15 protein-coding genes and 1 riboswitch are annotated in these 15,094 nt (G+C 63.3%); of the genes, 4 read left to right on the top strand and 11 right to left on the bottom strand.

Features of this window, described 5'->3' with window-relative positions; all coding sequences use genetic code 11:
* Positions 1 to 41 precede the first annotated feature (41 nt).
* Positions 42 to 188, top strand: a riboswitch (FMN riboswitch).
* 77 nt (positions 189 to 265) lie between these two features.
* The 3 genes from NKI72_RS03440 (at position 266) to dhaL (ending at position 2,464) form a co-directional block, all read left to right on the top strand.
* On the top strand, positions 266 to 739 hold the full coding sequence (locus NKI72_RS03440) for a 6,7-dimethyl-8-ribityllumazine synthase (protein WP_352503004.1): 474 nt from the start codon (positions 266 to 268) through the stop codon (positions 737 to 739).
* A gap of 69 nt (positions 740 to 808) precedes the next feature.
* Entirely contained in the window at positions 809 to 1,816 is a 1,008-nt protein-coding gene (locus tag NKI72_RS03435) for a dihydroxyacetone kinase subunit DhaK (RefSeq protein ID WP_352503003.1), read from the top strand.
* 9 nt (positions 1,817 to 1,825) lie between these two features.
* Entirely contained in the window at positions 1,826 to 2,464 is a 639-nt protein-coding gene (gene dhaL / locus NKI72_RS03430; protein ID WP_352503002.1) for a dihydroxyacetone kinase subunit DhaL, read from the top strand.
* Here dhaL and derI read toward each other — a convergent pair.
* The 3 genes from derI to NKI72_RS03415 are packed head-to-tail and all read right to left on the bottom strand — an operon-like array spanning position 2,461 to position 4,464.
* A complete protein-coding gene (derI, locus tag NKI72_RS03425) occupies positions 2,461 to 2,904 on the bottom strand; it encodes a D-erythrulose-4-phosphate isomerase (protein ID WP_023676015.1) in 444 nt (147 codons plus the stop codon). The two genes, dhaL and derI, sit on opposite strands and share 4 nt — an antisense overlap.
* A 26-nt stretch (positions 2,905 to 2,930) precedes the next feature.
* Positions 2,931 to 3,689 (bottom strand): triose-phosphate isomerase, encoded by a 759-nt coding sequence (locus tag NKI72_RS03420; protein ID WP_352472271.1) that lies wholly within the window; start codon positions 3,687 to 3,689, stop codon positions 2,931 to 2,933.
* A 10-nt stretch (positions 3,690 to 3,699) separates the two neighbouring features.
* Positions 3,700 to 4,464: a DeoR/GlpR family DNA-binding transcription regulator gene (locus NKI72_RS03415; RefSeq protein ID WP_023676017.1), complete on the bottom strand. Its 765-nt coding sequence runs from the start codon at positions 4,462 to 4,464 to the stop codon at positions 3,700 to 3,702.
* Between the two features lie 255 nt (positions 4,465 to 4,719).
* Here NKI72_RS03415 and fba point away from each other — a divergent pair, with 255 nt between their 5' ends.
* Positions 4,720 to 5,784: a class II fructose-bisphosphate aldolase gene (gene fba, locus NKI72_RS03410; protein ID WP_352503001.1), complete on the top strand. Its 1,065-nt coding sequence runs from the start codon at positions 4,720 to 4,722 to the stop codon at positions 5,782 to 5,784.
* Between the two features lie 47 nt (positions 5,785 to 5,831).
* Here fba and NKI72_RS03405 read toward each other — a convergent pair whose 3' ends face one another.
* Genes NKI72_RS03405 through NKI72_RS03370 form a run of 8 tightly spaced genes read right to left on the bottom strand, consistent with a single transcriptional unit; the run spans position 5,832 to position 14,951 of the window.
* Positions 5,832 to 6,770, bottom strand: coding sequence for a sugar phosphate isomerase/epimerase family protein (locus NKI72_RS03405; RefSeq protein ID WP_352503000.1), 939 nt, complete (start codon positions 6,768 to 6,770; stop codon positions 5,832 to 5,834).
* Positions 6,770 to 8,287, bottom strand: a complete 1,518-nt coding sequence (locus NKI72_RS03400) for a glycerol-3-phosphate dehydrogenase (RefSeq protein ID WP_352542233.1) — start codon at positions 8,285 to 8,287, stop codon at positions 6,770 to 6,772. Before NKI72_RS03400 ends, NKI72_RS03405 begins: the two co-directional genes overlap by 1 nt.
* A gap of 19 nt (positions 8,288 to 8,306) precedes the next feature.
* The gene (locus NKI72_RS03395; RefSeq protein ID WP_352502998.1) at positions 8,307 to 9,347 is read right to left on the bottom strand and encodes a 2-hydroxyacid dehydrogenase; all 1,041 of its coding nucleotides are present in this window, start codon (positions 9,345 to 9,347) and stop codon (positions 8,307 to 8,309) included.
* Positions 9,348 to 9,354: 7 nt separating this feature from the next.
* A complete protein-coding gene (locus NKI72_RS03390; protein ID WP_352849901.1) occupies positions 9,355 to 10,917 on the bottom strand; it encodes an FGGY-family carbohydrate kinase in 1,563 nt (520 codons plus the stop codon).
* Positions 10,917 to 12,041 carry an ABC transporter ATP-binding protein gene (locus NKI72_RS03385; RefSeq protein ID WP_352502997.1) on the bottom strand — a complete coding sequence of 375 codons (1,125 nt, stop codon included), beginning with the start codon at positions 12,039 to 12,041 and terminating at the stop codon, positions 10,917 to 10,919. Before NKI72_RS03385 ends, NKI72_RS03390 begins: the two co-directional genes overlap by 1 nt.
* A complete protein-coding gene (locus NKI72_RS03380) occupies positions 12,038 to 13,156 on the bottom strand; it encodes an ABC transporter ATP-binding protein (protein WP_352502996.1) in 1,119 nt (372 codons plus the stop codon). Before NKI72_RS03380 ends, NKI72_RS03385 begins: the two co-directional genes overlap by 4 nt.
* A gap of 4 nt (positions 13,157 to 13,160) precedes the next feature.
* A complete protein-coding gene (locus NKI72_RS03375; RefSeq protein WP_023676025.1) occupies positions 13,161 to 14,018 on the bottom strand; it encodes a carbohydrate ABC transporter permease in 858 nt (285 codons plus the stop codon).
* A gap of 9 nt (positions 14,019 to 14,027) precedes the next feature.
* Positions 14,028 to 14,951 (bottom strand): carbohydrate ABC transporter permease, encoded by a 924-nt coding sequence (locus NKI72_RS03370; protein ID WP_352452414.1) that lies wholly within the window; start codon positions 14,949 to 14,951, stop codon positions 14,028 to 14,030.
* Positions 14,952 to 15,094: the final 143 nt, after the last annotated feature.

The following is a 15,094-nucleotide window of genomic DNA, read 5'->3' as shown; positions in this document are numbered from 1 at the left end:
GTGGTTGACAGCGCTTTCCGACCCTTCCATACAAACGCCGTCAATGTTCTCAGGGCGGGGTGAAAGTCCCCACCGGCGGTAAGGGTCTCGGCCCAAGCCCGCGAGCGCTTTCCGGTTAGCCGGAGAGGTCAGCAGATCCGGTGTGATTCCGGAGCCGACGGTCACAGTCCGGATGGAAGAGAACGAAATGGAAGACGGTCCGCTTTCGCGGTTCGGACTCCGTATCGTGCGTCCTGATTCTGGTTCGAAACGGAAGGATGGACCCATGAATCAGCATTCCCACAACGACTATGAAGCGATCCGCGTTGCCGTCATTCGCGCGCGTTGGCATGCCGATATCGTCGACCAATGCGTTGAAGCATTCGAGGCGGAACTGGCGGTTCTCGGAGAGAAACGCTTTGCCGTCGATGTCTTCGATGTGCCTGGCGCTTATGAGATTCCCCTGCATGCAAAGACGCTTGCCGTGACCGGCCGCTATGCCGCTATCCTCGGCGCCGCGTTCGTCGTCAATGGCGGCATCTACCGGCACGAGTTTGTTGCAAGCGTGGTCATCGACGGTATGATGAATGTGCAATTGTCGACTGGCGTGCCGGTGCTTTCGGCGGTGCTGACGCCACACAACTACCATGACAGCGCGGACCATCACCGCTTCTTCTTCGAGCATTTCAGGGTCAAAGGCAAAGAGGCGGCCAGTGCCTGCGTGCAACTGCTGGCGGCACGCGAACACATCGCGGCGTGAAACCTCCACCGCCGGGTGGAAATCCCGGTAAGGCGCTGTAGTATCTCACGAAAACCAGGGAGGATGCCGGTGCAGACCAAGAAGATCATCAATGACGGTAACCGCTCCGTCGACGAGATGCTGGAGGGCATCCTGGCCGCGCATCCGCGCCATCTCAGAAGCGCGGACGGCAGTCCGCGCGCCATTATCGCCCGCGACGGACCGCGCCCAGGCAAGGTCGGTCTCGTCATCGGTGGCGGCTCGGGCCACGAGCCGACCTTCCTCGGCTTCGTCGGCAAGGGGCTGGCCGACGCCGCCGCGATCGGCAATGTCTTCGCCTCGCCGCCGCCGGACCCGATCCTCGAATGCGCCAAGGCGGCCAGCGGTGGCGCCGGCGTGCTGTTCATGTACGGCAACTATGCCGGCGACGTGATGAACTTCGACATGGCCGCCGAAATGGCGGCAATGGACGACATCGAGGTGCGCACCGTGCTGACCACCGACGATGTCGCCTCGGCGCCGCGCGACCAGAGGCAGAAGCGGCGCGGCGTCGCCGGCAATTTCTTCATCTTCAAGGCCGCCGGTGCCGCATGCGACCAGATGCTGTCATTCGATGAATGCGAGCGTATCGCCAGGAAGGCCAACGATCACACCTTCACCATGGGCGTGGCGCTGTCGCCCTGCTCGCTGCCGCAGACCCGCCGGCCCAATTTCGAGATCGGACCGGACGAGATGGAGATTGGCATGGGCATCCATGGCGAGCCAGGCATCGCGCGCGGAAAGTTGAAAACGGCCGACGAGATCACCGACGAAATGCTGGACAAGGTCCTCGACGAGATGGCGCCGGCGCGCGGCGATAAGGTCGCCGTTCTGGTCAATTCGCTCGGCTCAACGCCGTTGATGGAGCTCTACATCATGAACCGACGCGTCAAGCAGAGGCTGGATGACGTCGGTATTTCCGTCCACGCGACCTGGGTCGGCAATTACTGCACCTCGCTCGAAATGGCCGGCGCCTCGGTGACGCTGATGCATCTCGACGGCGAGTTGCAGGCGATGCTCGACCATCCTTGCGACGGCGCCATGTTCCGCGCCGGCTGAGAAAGCATCATGACCTCGATCGATTCAGTCGGCTTGAAAAGAATGTTCGATGAGATCGCGGCGGCGATCGACGCCGACAAGGACAGGCTCAGCCAACTCGACGGCGTCATCGGCGACGCCGACCATGGCATCGCCATGGCACTAGGCTTCACAGCTGCGCGCGATGCACTAGCGCAACTCGACCTCGCGGCGACCGAGCCGACGGCGCTGCTCAACACTGCGGCGAAATCCTTCCTCAACGCGGTCGGCGCCTCGTCAGGCCCGCTCTATGCGACCGCCTTCATGCGCGGTGCCGCCGCCGTCAAAGGCAAGGCAATTCTGGAGGACGCTGACACCATCGCCATGCTCCGGGCGATGGCGCAAGGCATCCAGGATCGCGGCAAGGCCGAGCTCGGCGAAAAGACCATGGTCGACGCCTGGCTGCCGGCTGCGCAAGCAGCGGGTGCCGCGCAGGAAGCCGGCAAGAGCCTGTCCGAGAGCCTGGAGGCTGCACTTGCAGCGGCCGAACGAGGTGCCGAGGCGACCAAGGGCATGATCGCCGCCAAGGGCCGCTCATCGCGGCTCGGCGAGCGCTCGCTCGGGCATATGGACCCCGGCGCCGCATCGGCCGTGACGATTATCAGAGCGATGTGGAACAGTCTGGCTTAACCCCGCTTCGCCGCGTCGAGCCTGTCGATCGCCTGGACATTGCCGGCCGACGGTCCCTTCTCATCGAATTCCGATGCAAGCCATGCATCGACGATCGACTTGGCCAGTTCCGGGCCGATGACGCGGGCGCCCATGGTGATGATCTGGGCGTTGTTGGATTTTGCCGCGCGCTCGGCCGAATAGGTGTCGTGGGTGAGTGCGGCGCGAATGCCGGGCACCTTGTTGGCGGATATGGATACGCCGATGCCGGTGCCGCAAAACAGGATGCCGCGATCGTTTTCGCCGTCCAGGATGGTCTGGGCGAGCTTCTGTGACAGGTCGGCATAGTAGCCCGACTGGCTGAGGTCGCTAACCGTGAGGCCGGGCTTGGTAGCGAGGTGAGCGGCAATGACGTCGAGCAGCGGCTTACCGGCGCTATCAGCTCCAATGGCAATTTTCATGTTCCGTTTCCTTCCTGTTTGGTGATTCAGATCGCCGCCGAGGCGCGCTTGAGGATGTCGATATAGCCGTCCGCCTGCCAGGCCGAGCGGCCGATGAACAAGCCGTCGATGTTGGGCTGGCCGACCAGTTCGGCGGCATTTTGCGGATTGACGCTGCCGCCATAAAGCACCGGCGGCACCACCGGCAGCAGGTCGCGTGCGATTTTCTTGATTAGCGCCTGCTGCCTGTCGGCATAGTCCGAACTGGCCGGCACGCCCTTGTCGCCGATCGCCCAGACGGGCTCATAGGCAAACAGGATCGTCGCCGCCTTCGCCGCGCCTTCGAGAAACTGCAGCGCGCCGTGCACCTGCAAGGCCAGCACCGCAGCGGCCTGCCCGCTGTCGCGTTGAGCCAGGGTCTCGCCGACGCAGATGAGTGGCACGAGACCATGCTTCACCGCCGCCGCAGTCTTCAGACCGACGGCGTTGTCGGTCTCGCCGAAATGCTCGCGCCGTTCGCTGTGGCCGAGCTCGACCATGTCGAGGCCGCAGTCTTTCAGCATGACCGGCGAGATCTCGCCGGTCCAGGCGCCGGCGTCGGCCCAATGCATGTTCTGCGCGCCGACCTTGATGCGCGTCGGCGACAGCGCTTTCTTGACCTCGCGGATCGCCGTGAAGGGCGGGATGACGAAAGGCTGGATGCGCTCGTCGAAACCGGGGACGAACTCCGCCAGCGCCTCGGCGAAAGCCATCGCCTCGGCGAGCGTCTTGTTCATTTTCCAGCTGGTGCCGACCCAATAAACCATACGTGCCCTCCTATTCTGCGATCACTGTCAGCGAAACGCCGGCACCATCCAGCGCGGCGCGCATCTGCGGCTGCGGCTCGCGGCCGGTGAAGACCGTGTCAAAGGCCTTGAGATCTGTCAGGAAGTGCAAGGCAGTGCGGCCGAATTTCCCATGATCGACCAGCAGATATTTGCGCGCTGCTGCGGCCATCATCAGCCGTTTGGTCTGGACCACTTCCTGATCCTGGTGAAAGGCAGAGGCACCATGGATGGCCGATGACGACAGGAACGCGACATCGGCGCGCAATGATTTCAGCGTGTCCTCGGCGAGCAGGCCGAAGAAGCCGTGAAACTTCTTGTTGTATTGGCCGCCGAGCGCAATCAGGTTGATGCCGGCAACGCCCGCCAAATCCTGGATGACGGCCAGATTGTTCGAGATCACCGTCAGCGGACGCAGATCGGCAAGATGCCGAGCAACGCCGCCCGCGGTTGAGCCATCGTCGATGATCACCGTCTGACCCGGTTCGATCATCGTCACGGCAGCGGCGGCGATGCGCTTCTTCTCGTCGCCGGCCAGCCGCTGGCGGTAGCGGAAATCGCTCTCGAAAAGGCTGCTCGGCTGGATCGAGGCGCCGCCGCGCACCTTGCGCAGGAAGCCGCTTTCCTCGAGCTCGTCGAGGTCGCGGTGGACAGTCATCTTTGACACGCCGAAGCGTGAGGCAAGATCGTCGACACTGGCGGTGCCGATGTCCATCAGAAAATCCATGATGCCTTGCCGGCGGCCGTCGCTCTTCATTTCCGCGGCATCCTTGTGCAATCCGGTTCCGAGATATAACAGCAAACGTCGCACAAGCCACCAAATTTTTGTGATAATGTTATATCTCTTTGGGATATCATGACGCTTCTGGTCGCGTCCTGTAACAAGAATTGCTGCCGGCCGAGCGCCCAGCGGTTGCGGTGCCGCGGAAATCCGGCCAGAAGCATCAGGGGCTCGTCGACAACCGAACGGCCCGCAAACACTGGCTCGAAACCGGATACGGGAGACTACTGAGTGGCTCGCATCACACTGAGACAATTGCTCGATCATGCCGCCGAATACGGCTATGGCGTGCCTGCCTTCAACATGAACAATATGGAACAGGGCCTCGCCATCATGGAGGCAGCCGAGGAGACCAAATCGCCGGTTATCCTGCAGGCGAGCCGCGGCGCACGAGCCTACGCCAATGATGTGGTGCTGGCCAAGCTGATCGAAGCGCTGGTCGAAATCCATCCCGATATCCCGGTCTGCATGCATCTCGACCATGGCAACAACGAAGCGACCTGCGTCACCGCGATCCAGCACGGCTTCACTTCGGTGATGATGGACGGATCGCTGAAGGAAGACGGCAAGACGCCGGCCGACTACGCCTATAATTCCGGCATCACCCACCGCGTCGTCGACATGGCGCATTGGGGCGGCGTCTCGGTGGAAGGCGAGATCGGCGTTCTCGGATCGCTGGAGATGGGCGGCGGCGAGCAGGAGGACGGCCATGGCGTCGAGGGCGTCATCAGCCACGACCAGCTGCTGACCGATCCCGTGCAGGCCGAACAGTTCGTGCGCGACACCCGTGTCGATGCGCTGGCAGTCGCCATGGGCACCAGCCACGGCGCCTACAAGTTCAGCCGCAAGCCGGACGGCGCTGTACTGGCCATGAACGTCATCGAGGAAATCCACCGCCGTCTGCCGAGTATGCATCTCGTCATGCACGGCTCGTCCTCGGTGCCGGAGGAGTTGCAGGAGATCATCAACAAATATGGCGGCCAGATGAAGCCGACATGGGGCGTGCCGGTCGAAGAGATCCAGCGCGGCATCAAGCACGGGGTGCGCAAGATCAATATCGATACCGACAACCGCATGGCGCTGACCGGCGCAATCCGCAAGGTGCTGACCGAGAACCCGAGCGAATTCGATCCGCGCAAATATCTGACGCCGGCAATGGCCGCGATGCGGAAGCTGTGCAAGGAGCGCTTCGAGCAATTCGGCACCGCCGGCAACGCACCGAAGATCAAGCCGCTGCCGCTGTCGGAAATGGCCAAGCGCTACAAGTCCGGAAGCCTCGATCCGAAATTTGGCTGACGTATTCCGGCTCTGAGCAGGAGCTGCCTCAGCTCCTGCTCATCCGATCATGCTCGCGGCAAGAGATCGGCCCGGCCGGTCTCGATAAAGGGTGCCCAGTAGTCGACCGACTCGCGGATCATGGCGATGACCTGGTGGTCGACGGGCTCGCGCTCGCGGAACGACAATTCGAGGCAGATCTCGTTGTCGACGCCGCCGCCACGGCGAACCGTCTCCAGCAGCTTTTCCGGCGTGATGCGGCCGTCCTTGTTGTGAGCGGCAATGAACGGCCAGTGACCACCCTTGTTCATCGACGACTGCTTGACGTGGATGATCGGCGATTGCCTGGGAAAGGCTTCGGCCCAGGCATAAGGGTCGGTGTCCGCCGGATTGCTCGAGGTCACGTCGCCATGGTCGATGTCGACCATCATCTTGAACGGGACGGCCATGCCGGCCGCTTCGATCTCGCGCTGCAGTGCCCGGCAGCTTTCGATCGTATGGCCGAATTCGCGGCCGACCGACATCGGCTCCCAGAACAGGTAGGTCAAGCCGGCTGCTTTGGCATGCTCGGCGACCTCGCGCCAGCATTCCAGCGCGATGTCGAAAAGCCGCGCGCGACGTTCAGGATTGTCGTAATCCCGGCGAGTGAAGATCGCGAATTGCGTGCCCATGCCTGCGGCGCCGAGCTCGGCCGAAACTTCTGAAAAGGTCTTGAACCAGTCGACGTAGTAGCGCCGCACGTCGGCATCGGGATGGCCGAAATGATTGAGCCGGCCGTAAGGGCCGGTCATCGCGGAGGTCACGCGCACACCGGTGCGGTCGAGCGCGGAGCGGAACAGGCGGACGAATTTGGCGATCGTCGCCGCCGGCCAGCCGGGATTGACGAATTCATGGGTGAGTTGGACGTCCCTGATACCGATCTGATAGGCGATCGCGTCGATCAGGTCGTCCGGCTCCGCAAAGCGGTTGACCAGCGGATTGGTGTTGAGCGAAAGCGTAAAGGCCATCAGCCGGCCTTTGCCAGCCGGCTCGAGCACCAGTCCTCGAAGGCGGTTCTTTCCGCGGCGGACAGATGCAGGCCGTGCTTGGTGCGCCTTTCGAGAATATCGGCGGCGGTCTCGGCCCATTCATGCTCGAACAGGTAATTGGCTTCGCGCTCGAAAAAATCCTTGCCGAAGCGCCGGCCCAGTTCGGCGAGCGAGGTGGCCGCGCCGACCAGATCGCGCGTCCTTGTGCCGAAGAGCCTGCCGTAATGCTTGACCAGCGATGCCGGCATCCAGGGAAATTCATGGCCGAGGTCGCCGAGGAACTGCTCGAAATCGGCATTGGCGATATCGCCGCCCGGCAGGTGCCCTTTCGAGGTCCACGGCTTGCCCATTTTCGGAAAGAACGGGGCGATACGGTCGAGCGCGTGCTCGGCCAATTTGCGGAAGGTGGTGATCTTGCCGCCGAAGACCGAAAGCAGCGGCGCCTGCCCAGCCGGTGCGTCGAGTTCGAATATGTAATCGCGGGTCACCGCGCTCGGATTGTCGGCATTGTCGTCATAGAGCGGCCTGACGCCGGAAAACGAGTAGACGACGTCGCTTCGTGCGAGCTGGCGCTTGAAGTAGCGATTGACTGCCTTGATCAGGTAATCGATCTCGCTCGCATCGGCGGTCACGTCCTCCGGCCGCCCTTCATAGGGAATGTCAGTGGTGCCGATCAGCGCCAGATCGTCCTGATAGGGATTGATGAAGATCACCCGCTTGTCGCTGTTCTGAACGAGATAGGCCTGCCGCCCTTCCCAGAATTTCGGCACAACGATGTGGCTGCCCTTGACCAGGCGCACGTTGCGCCTGGAATTCTGGCCGCCGACGCGGTTGATGACGTCGTTGACCCAGGGTCCGGCGGCGTTGATCAGCGCCCGTGCCCGGACTGTGGTCCTGACGCCGGTTCGACCGTCGCGCATCTCCACCGACCACAGGCCGTTTTCGCGGCGGGCAGCGGTGCAGGCAGTGCGGGTGAATATCCTGGCCCCACGCTCCGCGGCGTCGAGCGCATTGATGACGACCAGGCGGGCGTCGTCGACCCAGCAGTCGGAATATTCGAAGCCGCGCTTGAAGCTGTCCTTGATCGGCGCGCCTTCTGGCGCGGTGCGCAGGTCGAGCGTGCGGGTGGCCGGCAGTCGCTTGCGGCCGCCAAGATGGTCGTAGAGGAACAGGCCGAGCCGCACCAGCCAGGCCGGCCGATCATCGGGGCTGTGTGGCAGCACGAAGCGCATCGGCCAGATGATGTGCGGCGCGGATTCGAGCAGCACCTCGCGCTCGATCAGCGCCTCCCGCACCAGGCGGAACTCGTAATATTCGAGATAGCGCAAACCGCCATGAACGAGCTTTCCCGATCGCGAACTGGTGCCCTCGGCAAGATCGTCCTTTTCGCAAAGAATGACCGACAGACCCCGGCCCGCCGCATCGCGCGCGATTCCGGCGCCATTGACACCGCCGCCGATGACGAAGAGGTCGACGATTTCGGTTTCACCGTTCATCTCGCTCTATGCCCTGTCGTCAGCATGGATTGACCGGAGGCAGCCCGGCGATGTAGCGGCGCACTTCCTGGGCCGCCTGCTCGGCCGCGTAGGTCACGGTGCGTACCGACGCGCCGGCGATATGCGGCGTCAGCGTCACGTTCGGCAGTTGCAACAGCGGCCAGTCGGCAGGCACCGGCTCGATGGCGAACGTCTCCAGCATAGCGCTGCCGATCTGCCCCGAGACGAGCGCATCGTAGAGCGCATCGTAGTCGACCAGCGGTCCGCGCGCGGTATTGACGAAGATTACGCCGGGTTTCATCCGGGCGATGGCGTTCTTGCCGATCAGGCCGCGCGTCTCCTCGGTGACCCGGGAATGCAGCGTGACCACATCGGAGCGCGACAGCAGATCGTCCAGCGCAACCAGTTCGACGCCGGCATTGCGGTCCTCGGCGCTCAATTGCACATAGGGATCGCAAACCAAGATGCGGCAGCCGAAGGCGCGCAGCAGGCGAACCAGCCTGGTGCCGATATTGCCGTAGCCGATGACGCCGACGGTCATTTCGTTGAGCTCGCGGCCGGTGCGATCGGCGCGGTAGAGATCGCCGCGCCATTCGCCCTTGCGCAAGGCTTCGTGACCGACGCGGATCAGCCGCGTTTCAGCGAGAATGGCGCCGATGGTGAACTCGGCCACGGCGCTGGCGTTGCGGCCGGGCACATTGACCACGGTGATGCCGTGGGCCTTGGCGGCGGCCATGTCGATGTTGATCGGTCCGCCGCGCGAGACCGCAACCAGCTTGAGCGTGGGCAGGCGCTGCATCATGCTTTCGGAGAGCGGCGCAAGCTGGGTGACGAAGATTTCGGCGTCGCCGATGAAATCCACCACCTCGTCGGGATCGCCGAAATACTCCTTGACCTTGTCCAGACCAAGCGCGGCATTGCCGAATTGCATCGGCTCGTCGGGCCAAGCGGTCTCAATGCTGCGGATGTCGAGATTGTCGCCGCAGGCCGCCTCGATTTTCTCGCGAAACACTTCCGGAAGCATGAAGCGGTCGCCGATGATCGCAATTTTCTTGGGCATGCTCTTCTCAATTCACGTCGGTTTGCCTGGACGCGGCCATCGAGCGCCAGACCGGCCGCAGCGCCTCATGCGCCAATGTGTAGGACGGAGCCATCGCCTCATAGGCAGCGGCAAGTTTCCGATCGCTGGGTTCGGCCGTATGGAGCAAAGGCGTGACCCATTCGCTGACGCAATCGTCCATCGATGCGTATTGGCCGACGCAGACCGCAGCAATCATTGCGGCGCCCGCAGCACCGGCCTCCTCGCGCTCGCTGGTGCGAATGTCGGCGCCGACCGCAGCACCCAGGATCTTGCGCAGAGCCGGGCTCCTGGCCGCTCCGCCGGTCAGGCGGATTTCCTTGGGCAGGGGCCCCATGGCGGCGTAGCAATCGCGCGCCGCGAAAGCCAGCCCCTCGAACACCGCGCGGACTATGTCGGCATAGCCGTGCCTGGACGAAATGCCGATGAAGCCGGCCCTGGCATTGGCATCGACGAACGGCCCGCGCTCGCCGGCCTCCGAGACATAGGGCTGGTAGAGCAGCGCGCCTGGCTCGGACGACGATATCCACTGGTCGACCAGCGCGATCATCTCGCCATTGGTCCGCGTAATACCTTGCGAGGCGAGAATGCCGGAGGCGAGGCCAAGGACCCAGTCGATATTGAGCGTTGCCGCCATGTTCGACTGCATCTGCGCAAAGACGCCGGGTGCCGGCATCGTCATCGTGTAGCCGGTTGCAGCCTCGTTGAGCAGAACCTGGTCCGGCGTTTCGGCAAGCCGCATATGCATTCCGGTGGAGCCGATGATCGAGCATCCCGGCTTGCGTTCGCGATCGAACAGGCCGGCGCCGAGCGCCGTGCAGGCGACATCGACATAGGCCAGAACGACCGGTGTGCCGGCGAGCAGGCCGGTCGCATCGGCTGCTGCCGCCGACAGCGAGGTGCTTTGCCTGGTGCCATCGACGATGGGCGGCAACAGATGCCGGAGATCGGTGACGCCGAGTACCTCGAGCACATCATCGCAATAGCCGCGCGTGCGGAAGTCGCCGAAGGTGAAGGTGCCCTCGGACGGGTCGGTGGCGCGGTGGCCGGTCAGCTTGAAATAGAGCCAGTCCTTGCAGTGGAACGCCGTCGCTGCATTGGCAAGCATCGCGGGCATGTGGCGCTTCATGAACACGAACTGCGATCCCTGCTGGCAGGCAGCGAGCCCGCTGCCGGTCTTTTCGAAGCGCAGCCGGTCCTCCGGCCGCGCGCGGATCTCCTCGACGACCGCGGCAGCGCGCGCGTCGAGCCACAGCCAGCCCTTGGCAACCGGCTCGCCATCCTTGTCGATCAGCCAGGTACCGTCGCCCTGCCCGGTCACGGCGATGGCAATGGTCCGGCTGGCGAGATCCGGCACCTTGTCGGCAAGCTCGCACAAGGTCGTCGCGGTATCGGCCCAGGTGCGTGTCAGGTCCTGCTCGGCGCCGCCGCCCGGCAGTGTCTCGTATTTATTGGGCAGCGCGGCGGACGCGATCTGCCTGCCCGCCGTGTCAAAGGCGACGGATTTTATGACAGACGTGCCGGCGTCGATGCCGATCAGCACATCCTGCATCAAGCCAGCTCCGTGCCGTGCGAAATGGCATTGCCGCTCGCCTGATCGAAGACGTGAAGGTTTTTCGGATCGATGCTGATCTTGATCGGCGCGCCAAGCTCCAAGCGGGTTCGGTCATGTTCGACCAGGACCAGCGAACCGCCGGCGAAATCGGCGGCGATATGGGTCTGGTCGCCGAGCCATTGATTGGCCGAAACCGTCGCCGGCACACCATCTTTCGAGCGGCGGACCGCATAGGGCCTGACGCCGATGACGACGCGCTGCCGGTTGAGCAATTCGTCGCGAACCGGGCCGCTGAACGCATCCTTGTCGTATTCGAGCGAAAGCCCGTCGGGCAGCTTGAGACTGATCTTGCCGGCAGCTGTGCCGACATAGGCCTCGAAGACATTCATCGGCGGCTCGCCAACGAAGGTGCCGGTGAACAGGTTTGCCGGCCGCTCCTTGAGCCTGTCAGGCGTATCGAACTGCTGCAGCACGCCGCCCTCCATGACAGCGATGCGATCGGCCAGAGCATTGGCCTCGGTCTGGTCGTGGGTGACAAGGATCGCGGTCAGGCCACGCTCCTTGATGAAATGCTTGATGCGGCCGCGCAGCACGGCGCGAAGCTGCGGCTCGAGCTGGCCCATCGGCTCGTCCAGCAGATGCAGGTCGGCCTCGCGGATCAGCGCCCGGCCGAGGCTGGCGCGCTGCTGCTGGCCGCCGGAGATCGAGCTCGGATAGCGCTCGAGAATGTCCTCGATCTCGAGCAGCTTGGCGATGTTGGCAACCTTTGCATCGACCGCACTCTTCGCCAGCCTGGCGGCCTTGAGGGCGAAGGCCATGTTCTCGCGCACGGTCAGCGGCGGGTAGAGCGAATAGCCCTCGAAGGCCATTGCGACGTTGCGCCTGACCGGCGGCAACGTGTGCACCTTGCGGCCGGCAACCGAGATGCTACCCCGCGAGACCTCTTCGAAGCCTGCGATCATGCGCAATGTCGAGGTCTTGCCGCAGCCGGACGAGCCGAGCAGCGCCACGATCTCGCCCTTGACGATTTCCATCGTCAGGTTCTTGACGGCGTGTACGCCACGGTCGATCGGACCGTAGAACTTGTCGACGCCCGAAATGGTGATTGCGGTCGGGCTCATGCCGCTTCTCCGCTACGCAAATTGACGACGTTTTTCGAGCCGATGCGCTCGCCGCTTGTGCGATCGAACAAAAGGGCGCTTTTACTGTCGACGGCAATGTAGACCTTGCCCTCGGATTGGCCCGGTGTCCCGGAAGGACGCGAAACCAGAATTTCACGGCCGCGCACGGTGCGCACCAGCGTGACGATCTTCTCGTTGAGCGGCGTCTCAGCCTCGACCGTCACCGGGATGGCGCCGAGCGTGCGTTCATCGACAAACGCCAGCGCCTCCGGCCGCAAACCGATCACGCAGTCGCGGCCGACCGCCGCCTCATGAGCGCCGGCAAGATGGACCTGGACGTTGGACAGGCCGACATAGATGCCCTTGGCGTCCCGCGCCGGCTTGACGTCCAGAAGGTTGATGGTCGGGTCGCCGAACAGCCGGGCAATCTCGACATTGGCCGGCTCGCGATAGATCTGCTCGGGCGTGCCGAGCTGTTTGACGACGCCCTGCGACATCACCGCGATGCGGTCGCCGAGCGCCATCGCTTCCTTGTAGTCCTGGGTGACGTAGATAACGGTCGCGCCACGATCCGCCAGCAGTCTTGGCAGTTCCAGCCGCATTTCGAAGCGCAATTTGGCATCGACGTTGCGCAAGGGATCATCGAGCAGCAGCAGCGGCGGCGAGCCGACCAGGGCGCGGGCAAGCGCGGTGCGTTGCTTCTGGCCATTGGACAGCGCCCGCGGCTTGTGGCTGAGCACATGGCCGATTTTCAACAGCTTGGCGACGCTCTCGACGCCGGTCTTTATCGTGCCTTGCGATGAGTGCTTCGCCTGCAGCGGCGTCGCAATGTTATCGAACGCCGTCATATGCGGGAACAGCGCGAAGTTCTGAAATGCCATGCCGACGCCGCGGAACTCGGCGTCGAGATCGGTCATGTCCTCGCCGCCGATGAGTATCTTTCCCTCGTCGGGGTCGATCACGCCGGCCACCAGCCGCAGCAGCACGGTCTTGCCGGCGCCGGACGGCCCGAACAGGACCAGCGTTTCGCCGTCGGCGACGGTCAGCGACAGATTGTCGAGAACAGTCTGGCTTTTATAGCGCTTGACGATGTTTCGCAGTTCGAGGCTTGCCATCGGACTATCCTTTCACCGCGCCAAGCGACAGGCCTTCGACGAGATAGCGTTGCGCATAGAGCGCGAGCGCCAGCGTTGGCGTGATCGACAGCACGATCGCCGCCGAGATCTGGCCATACTGGATGCCCGAGGAGGTGATGAAGGCGAGCGCGCCGACCGTCACCGGCTGCTTGTCGGCCGAGGCGAGCACCAGCGCAAAAACGAAATTGTTCCAGGCAAAGATGAACGCGAGCAGACCGGCAGCGGCAATGCCTGGGCCGGCGAGCGGCAGCGCGATCTTGCGGAAGGTGGCAAACCAGGAATGTCCGGCAATGCGGTAGGCGTATTCGATGTCGGCGGGAATGTCCTCGAAATAGCCGCGCACGATCCACAGGATCAACGGCAGGCAGATCAGCTGATAGACCCAGATCAGCCCGATATAGGTGTTGGCCAGCCCGAGCTTCTGGAAATAGAGGGTGAGCGGCAGGAGCACCAGCAGCGCCGGCGCAAACCGGAACGACAGCAGCGTAAAGGCAATGTCCTCCGAGCCGCGGAATTTGTGCCGCGCAAAGGCGTAGGCCGCCGGAACGCCGAGCAGCAACGCGACGGCAACCGAGGTGACCGACAGGAAGACGGAATTCCAGAGGTTGCGCATGAAGGCGATGTCGAGCGTGCCGGCCGCCGTCATCAGCTTGCCGGTGATCAAGGCAGTGTAGTTGGCGAGCGTCGGCTCGAAGACAAGCTGCGGCGGAATCCGCAGGATTGTCTCGTTGGTCTGGAACGACATCATCAGAATCCAGACGATCGGGAACATGAAGAAGATCACGACCAGCGCCAGGGCAATGCCGCGCAGGATGCGTTCGAGAAGCGAGGTGTGTTCCACGCCAGCCTCCTATGCCTGGCCGCGGGCGCGTTCGCGCAGCCGCAGCCAGTTCTTGATGAAAATGTTCGAGAGGAAATAGGTGATCGCCCACAGGATGATCATCAGTGCCGCCGAGCGGCCGACATTGGTCGACTGGAAGAAATTGAGATACGCCTCGACCTGGAACACGGTCAGTGTGTCGCCCGGACCGCCCTGCGTCATGGCGTAAATGATGTCGAACTGCTGGATGGAATCAAGCAGGCGGAACAGGGTCGCCGTCAGGATGTAGGGGGTCAGCATCGGCAGTGTGATGCGGAAGAAGACGAAGCTGCGTGGCACGCCGTCGAGTGCTGCCGCCTCGAAGGGCTGCGTCGGCAGGCTGCGCAGACCTGCAAGCAGCAGGATCATGATGAAGGGCGTGTAGACCCAAATGTCGACGAGCACGACGGTGAGCAGCGCCGTCGACGGAGACGAGGCCCAGCGGAAATCCTGCAACCCGATCAGGCTGGCGAGATAGCTGAGCACGCCGAAACCGGGATTGGTCATCAGCTTCCACATCAGCGCGGCGAGCGCCGGCGCCGTCATCAGCGGCATCAGCAGCATGATCGAGATGAAGTTGTTCAGCGTCGAGCGCTTTTGCAGCAGCATGGCGATGCCGAGACCGAGAAGCAGTTCAAGCACAACGGTGATGCCGGCGTAGAGCAGCGAGATCTCCAGCGTGTTCCAGAACTTCGGGTCGGTGAAGAAGGAGATATAGTTGTCGCCCCAGTTGAACTGCCGCGCCCAGGGTTGGCTCAACCGGTAGCGCTGGAACGAATAGACCACCGACGTCAGGAACGGGATCAGGATGCCGATGCAGACCAGCAGAGCCGGCAGGCTGAGGAGATAGGGCAGCACCCGCTTGCTGATCCTGAAGCCCGACGGCCTGTTTCTTTGTATTGTCGCCGCAGTCATCGGCTGCTCCGTCATCCTGTTGCTTCGCCGTCCCGGCCGCCCAAGGGAGCAAGGCGGCCGGTCGGGCGAGCAGGCGGCACCTTTCGGGACCGCGTCGCAAACGTATCACATCTCAAAGGCTGGCCCGCGGACGGGCCAGCCTT

This window comes from Mesorhizobium sp. M0437 (assembly GCF_040321335.1).
Taxonomy (GTDB): Bacteria; Pseudomonadota; Alphaproteobacteria; order Rhizobiales; family Rhizobiaceae; genus Mesorhizobium.
Note: the sequence above shows the minus strand (reverse complement) of the source record. Positions and strands in the feature narration are given on the sequence as shown.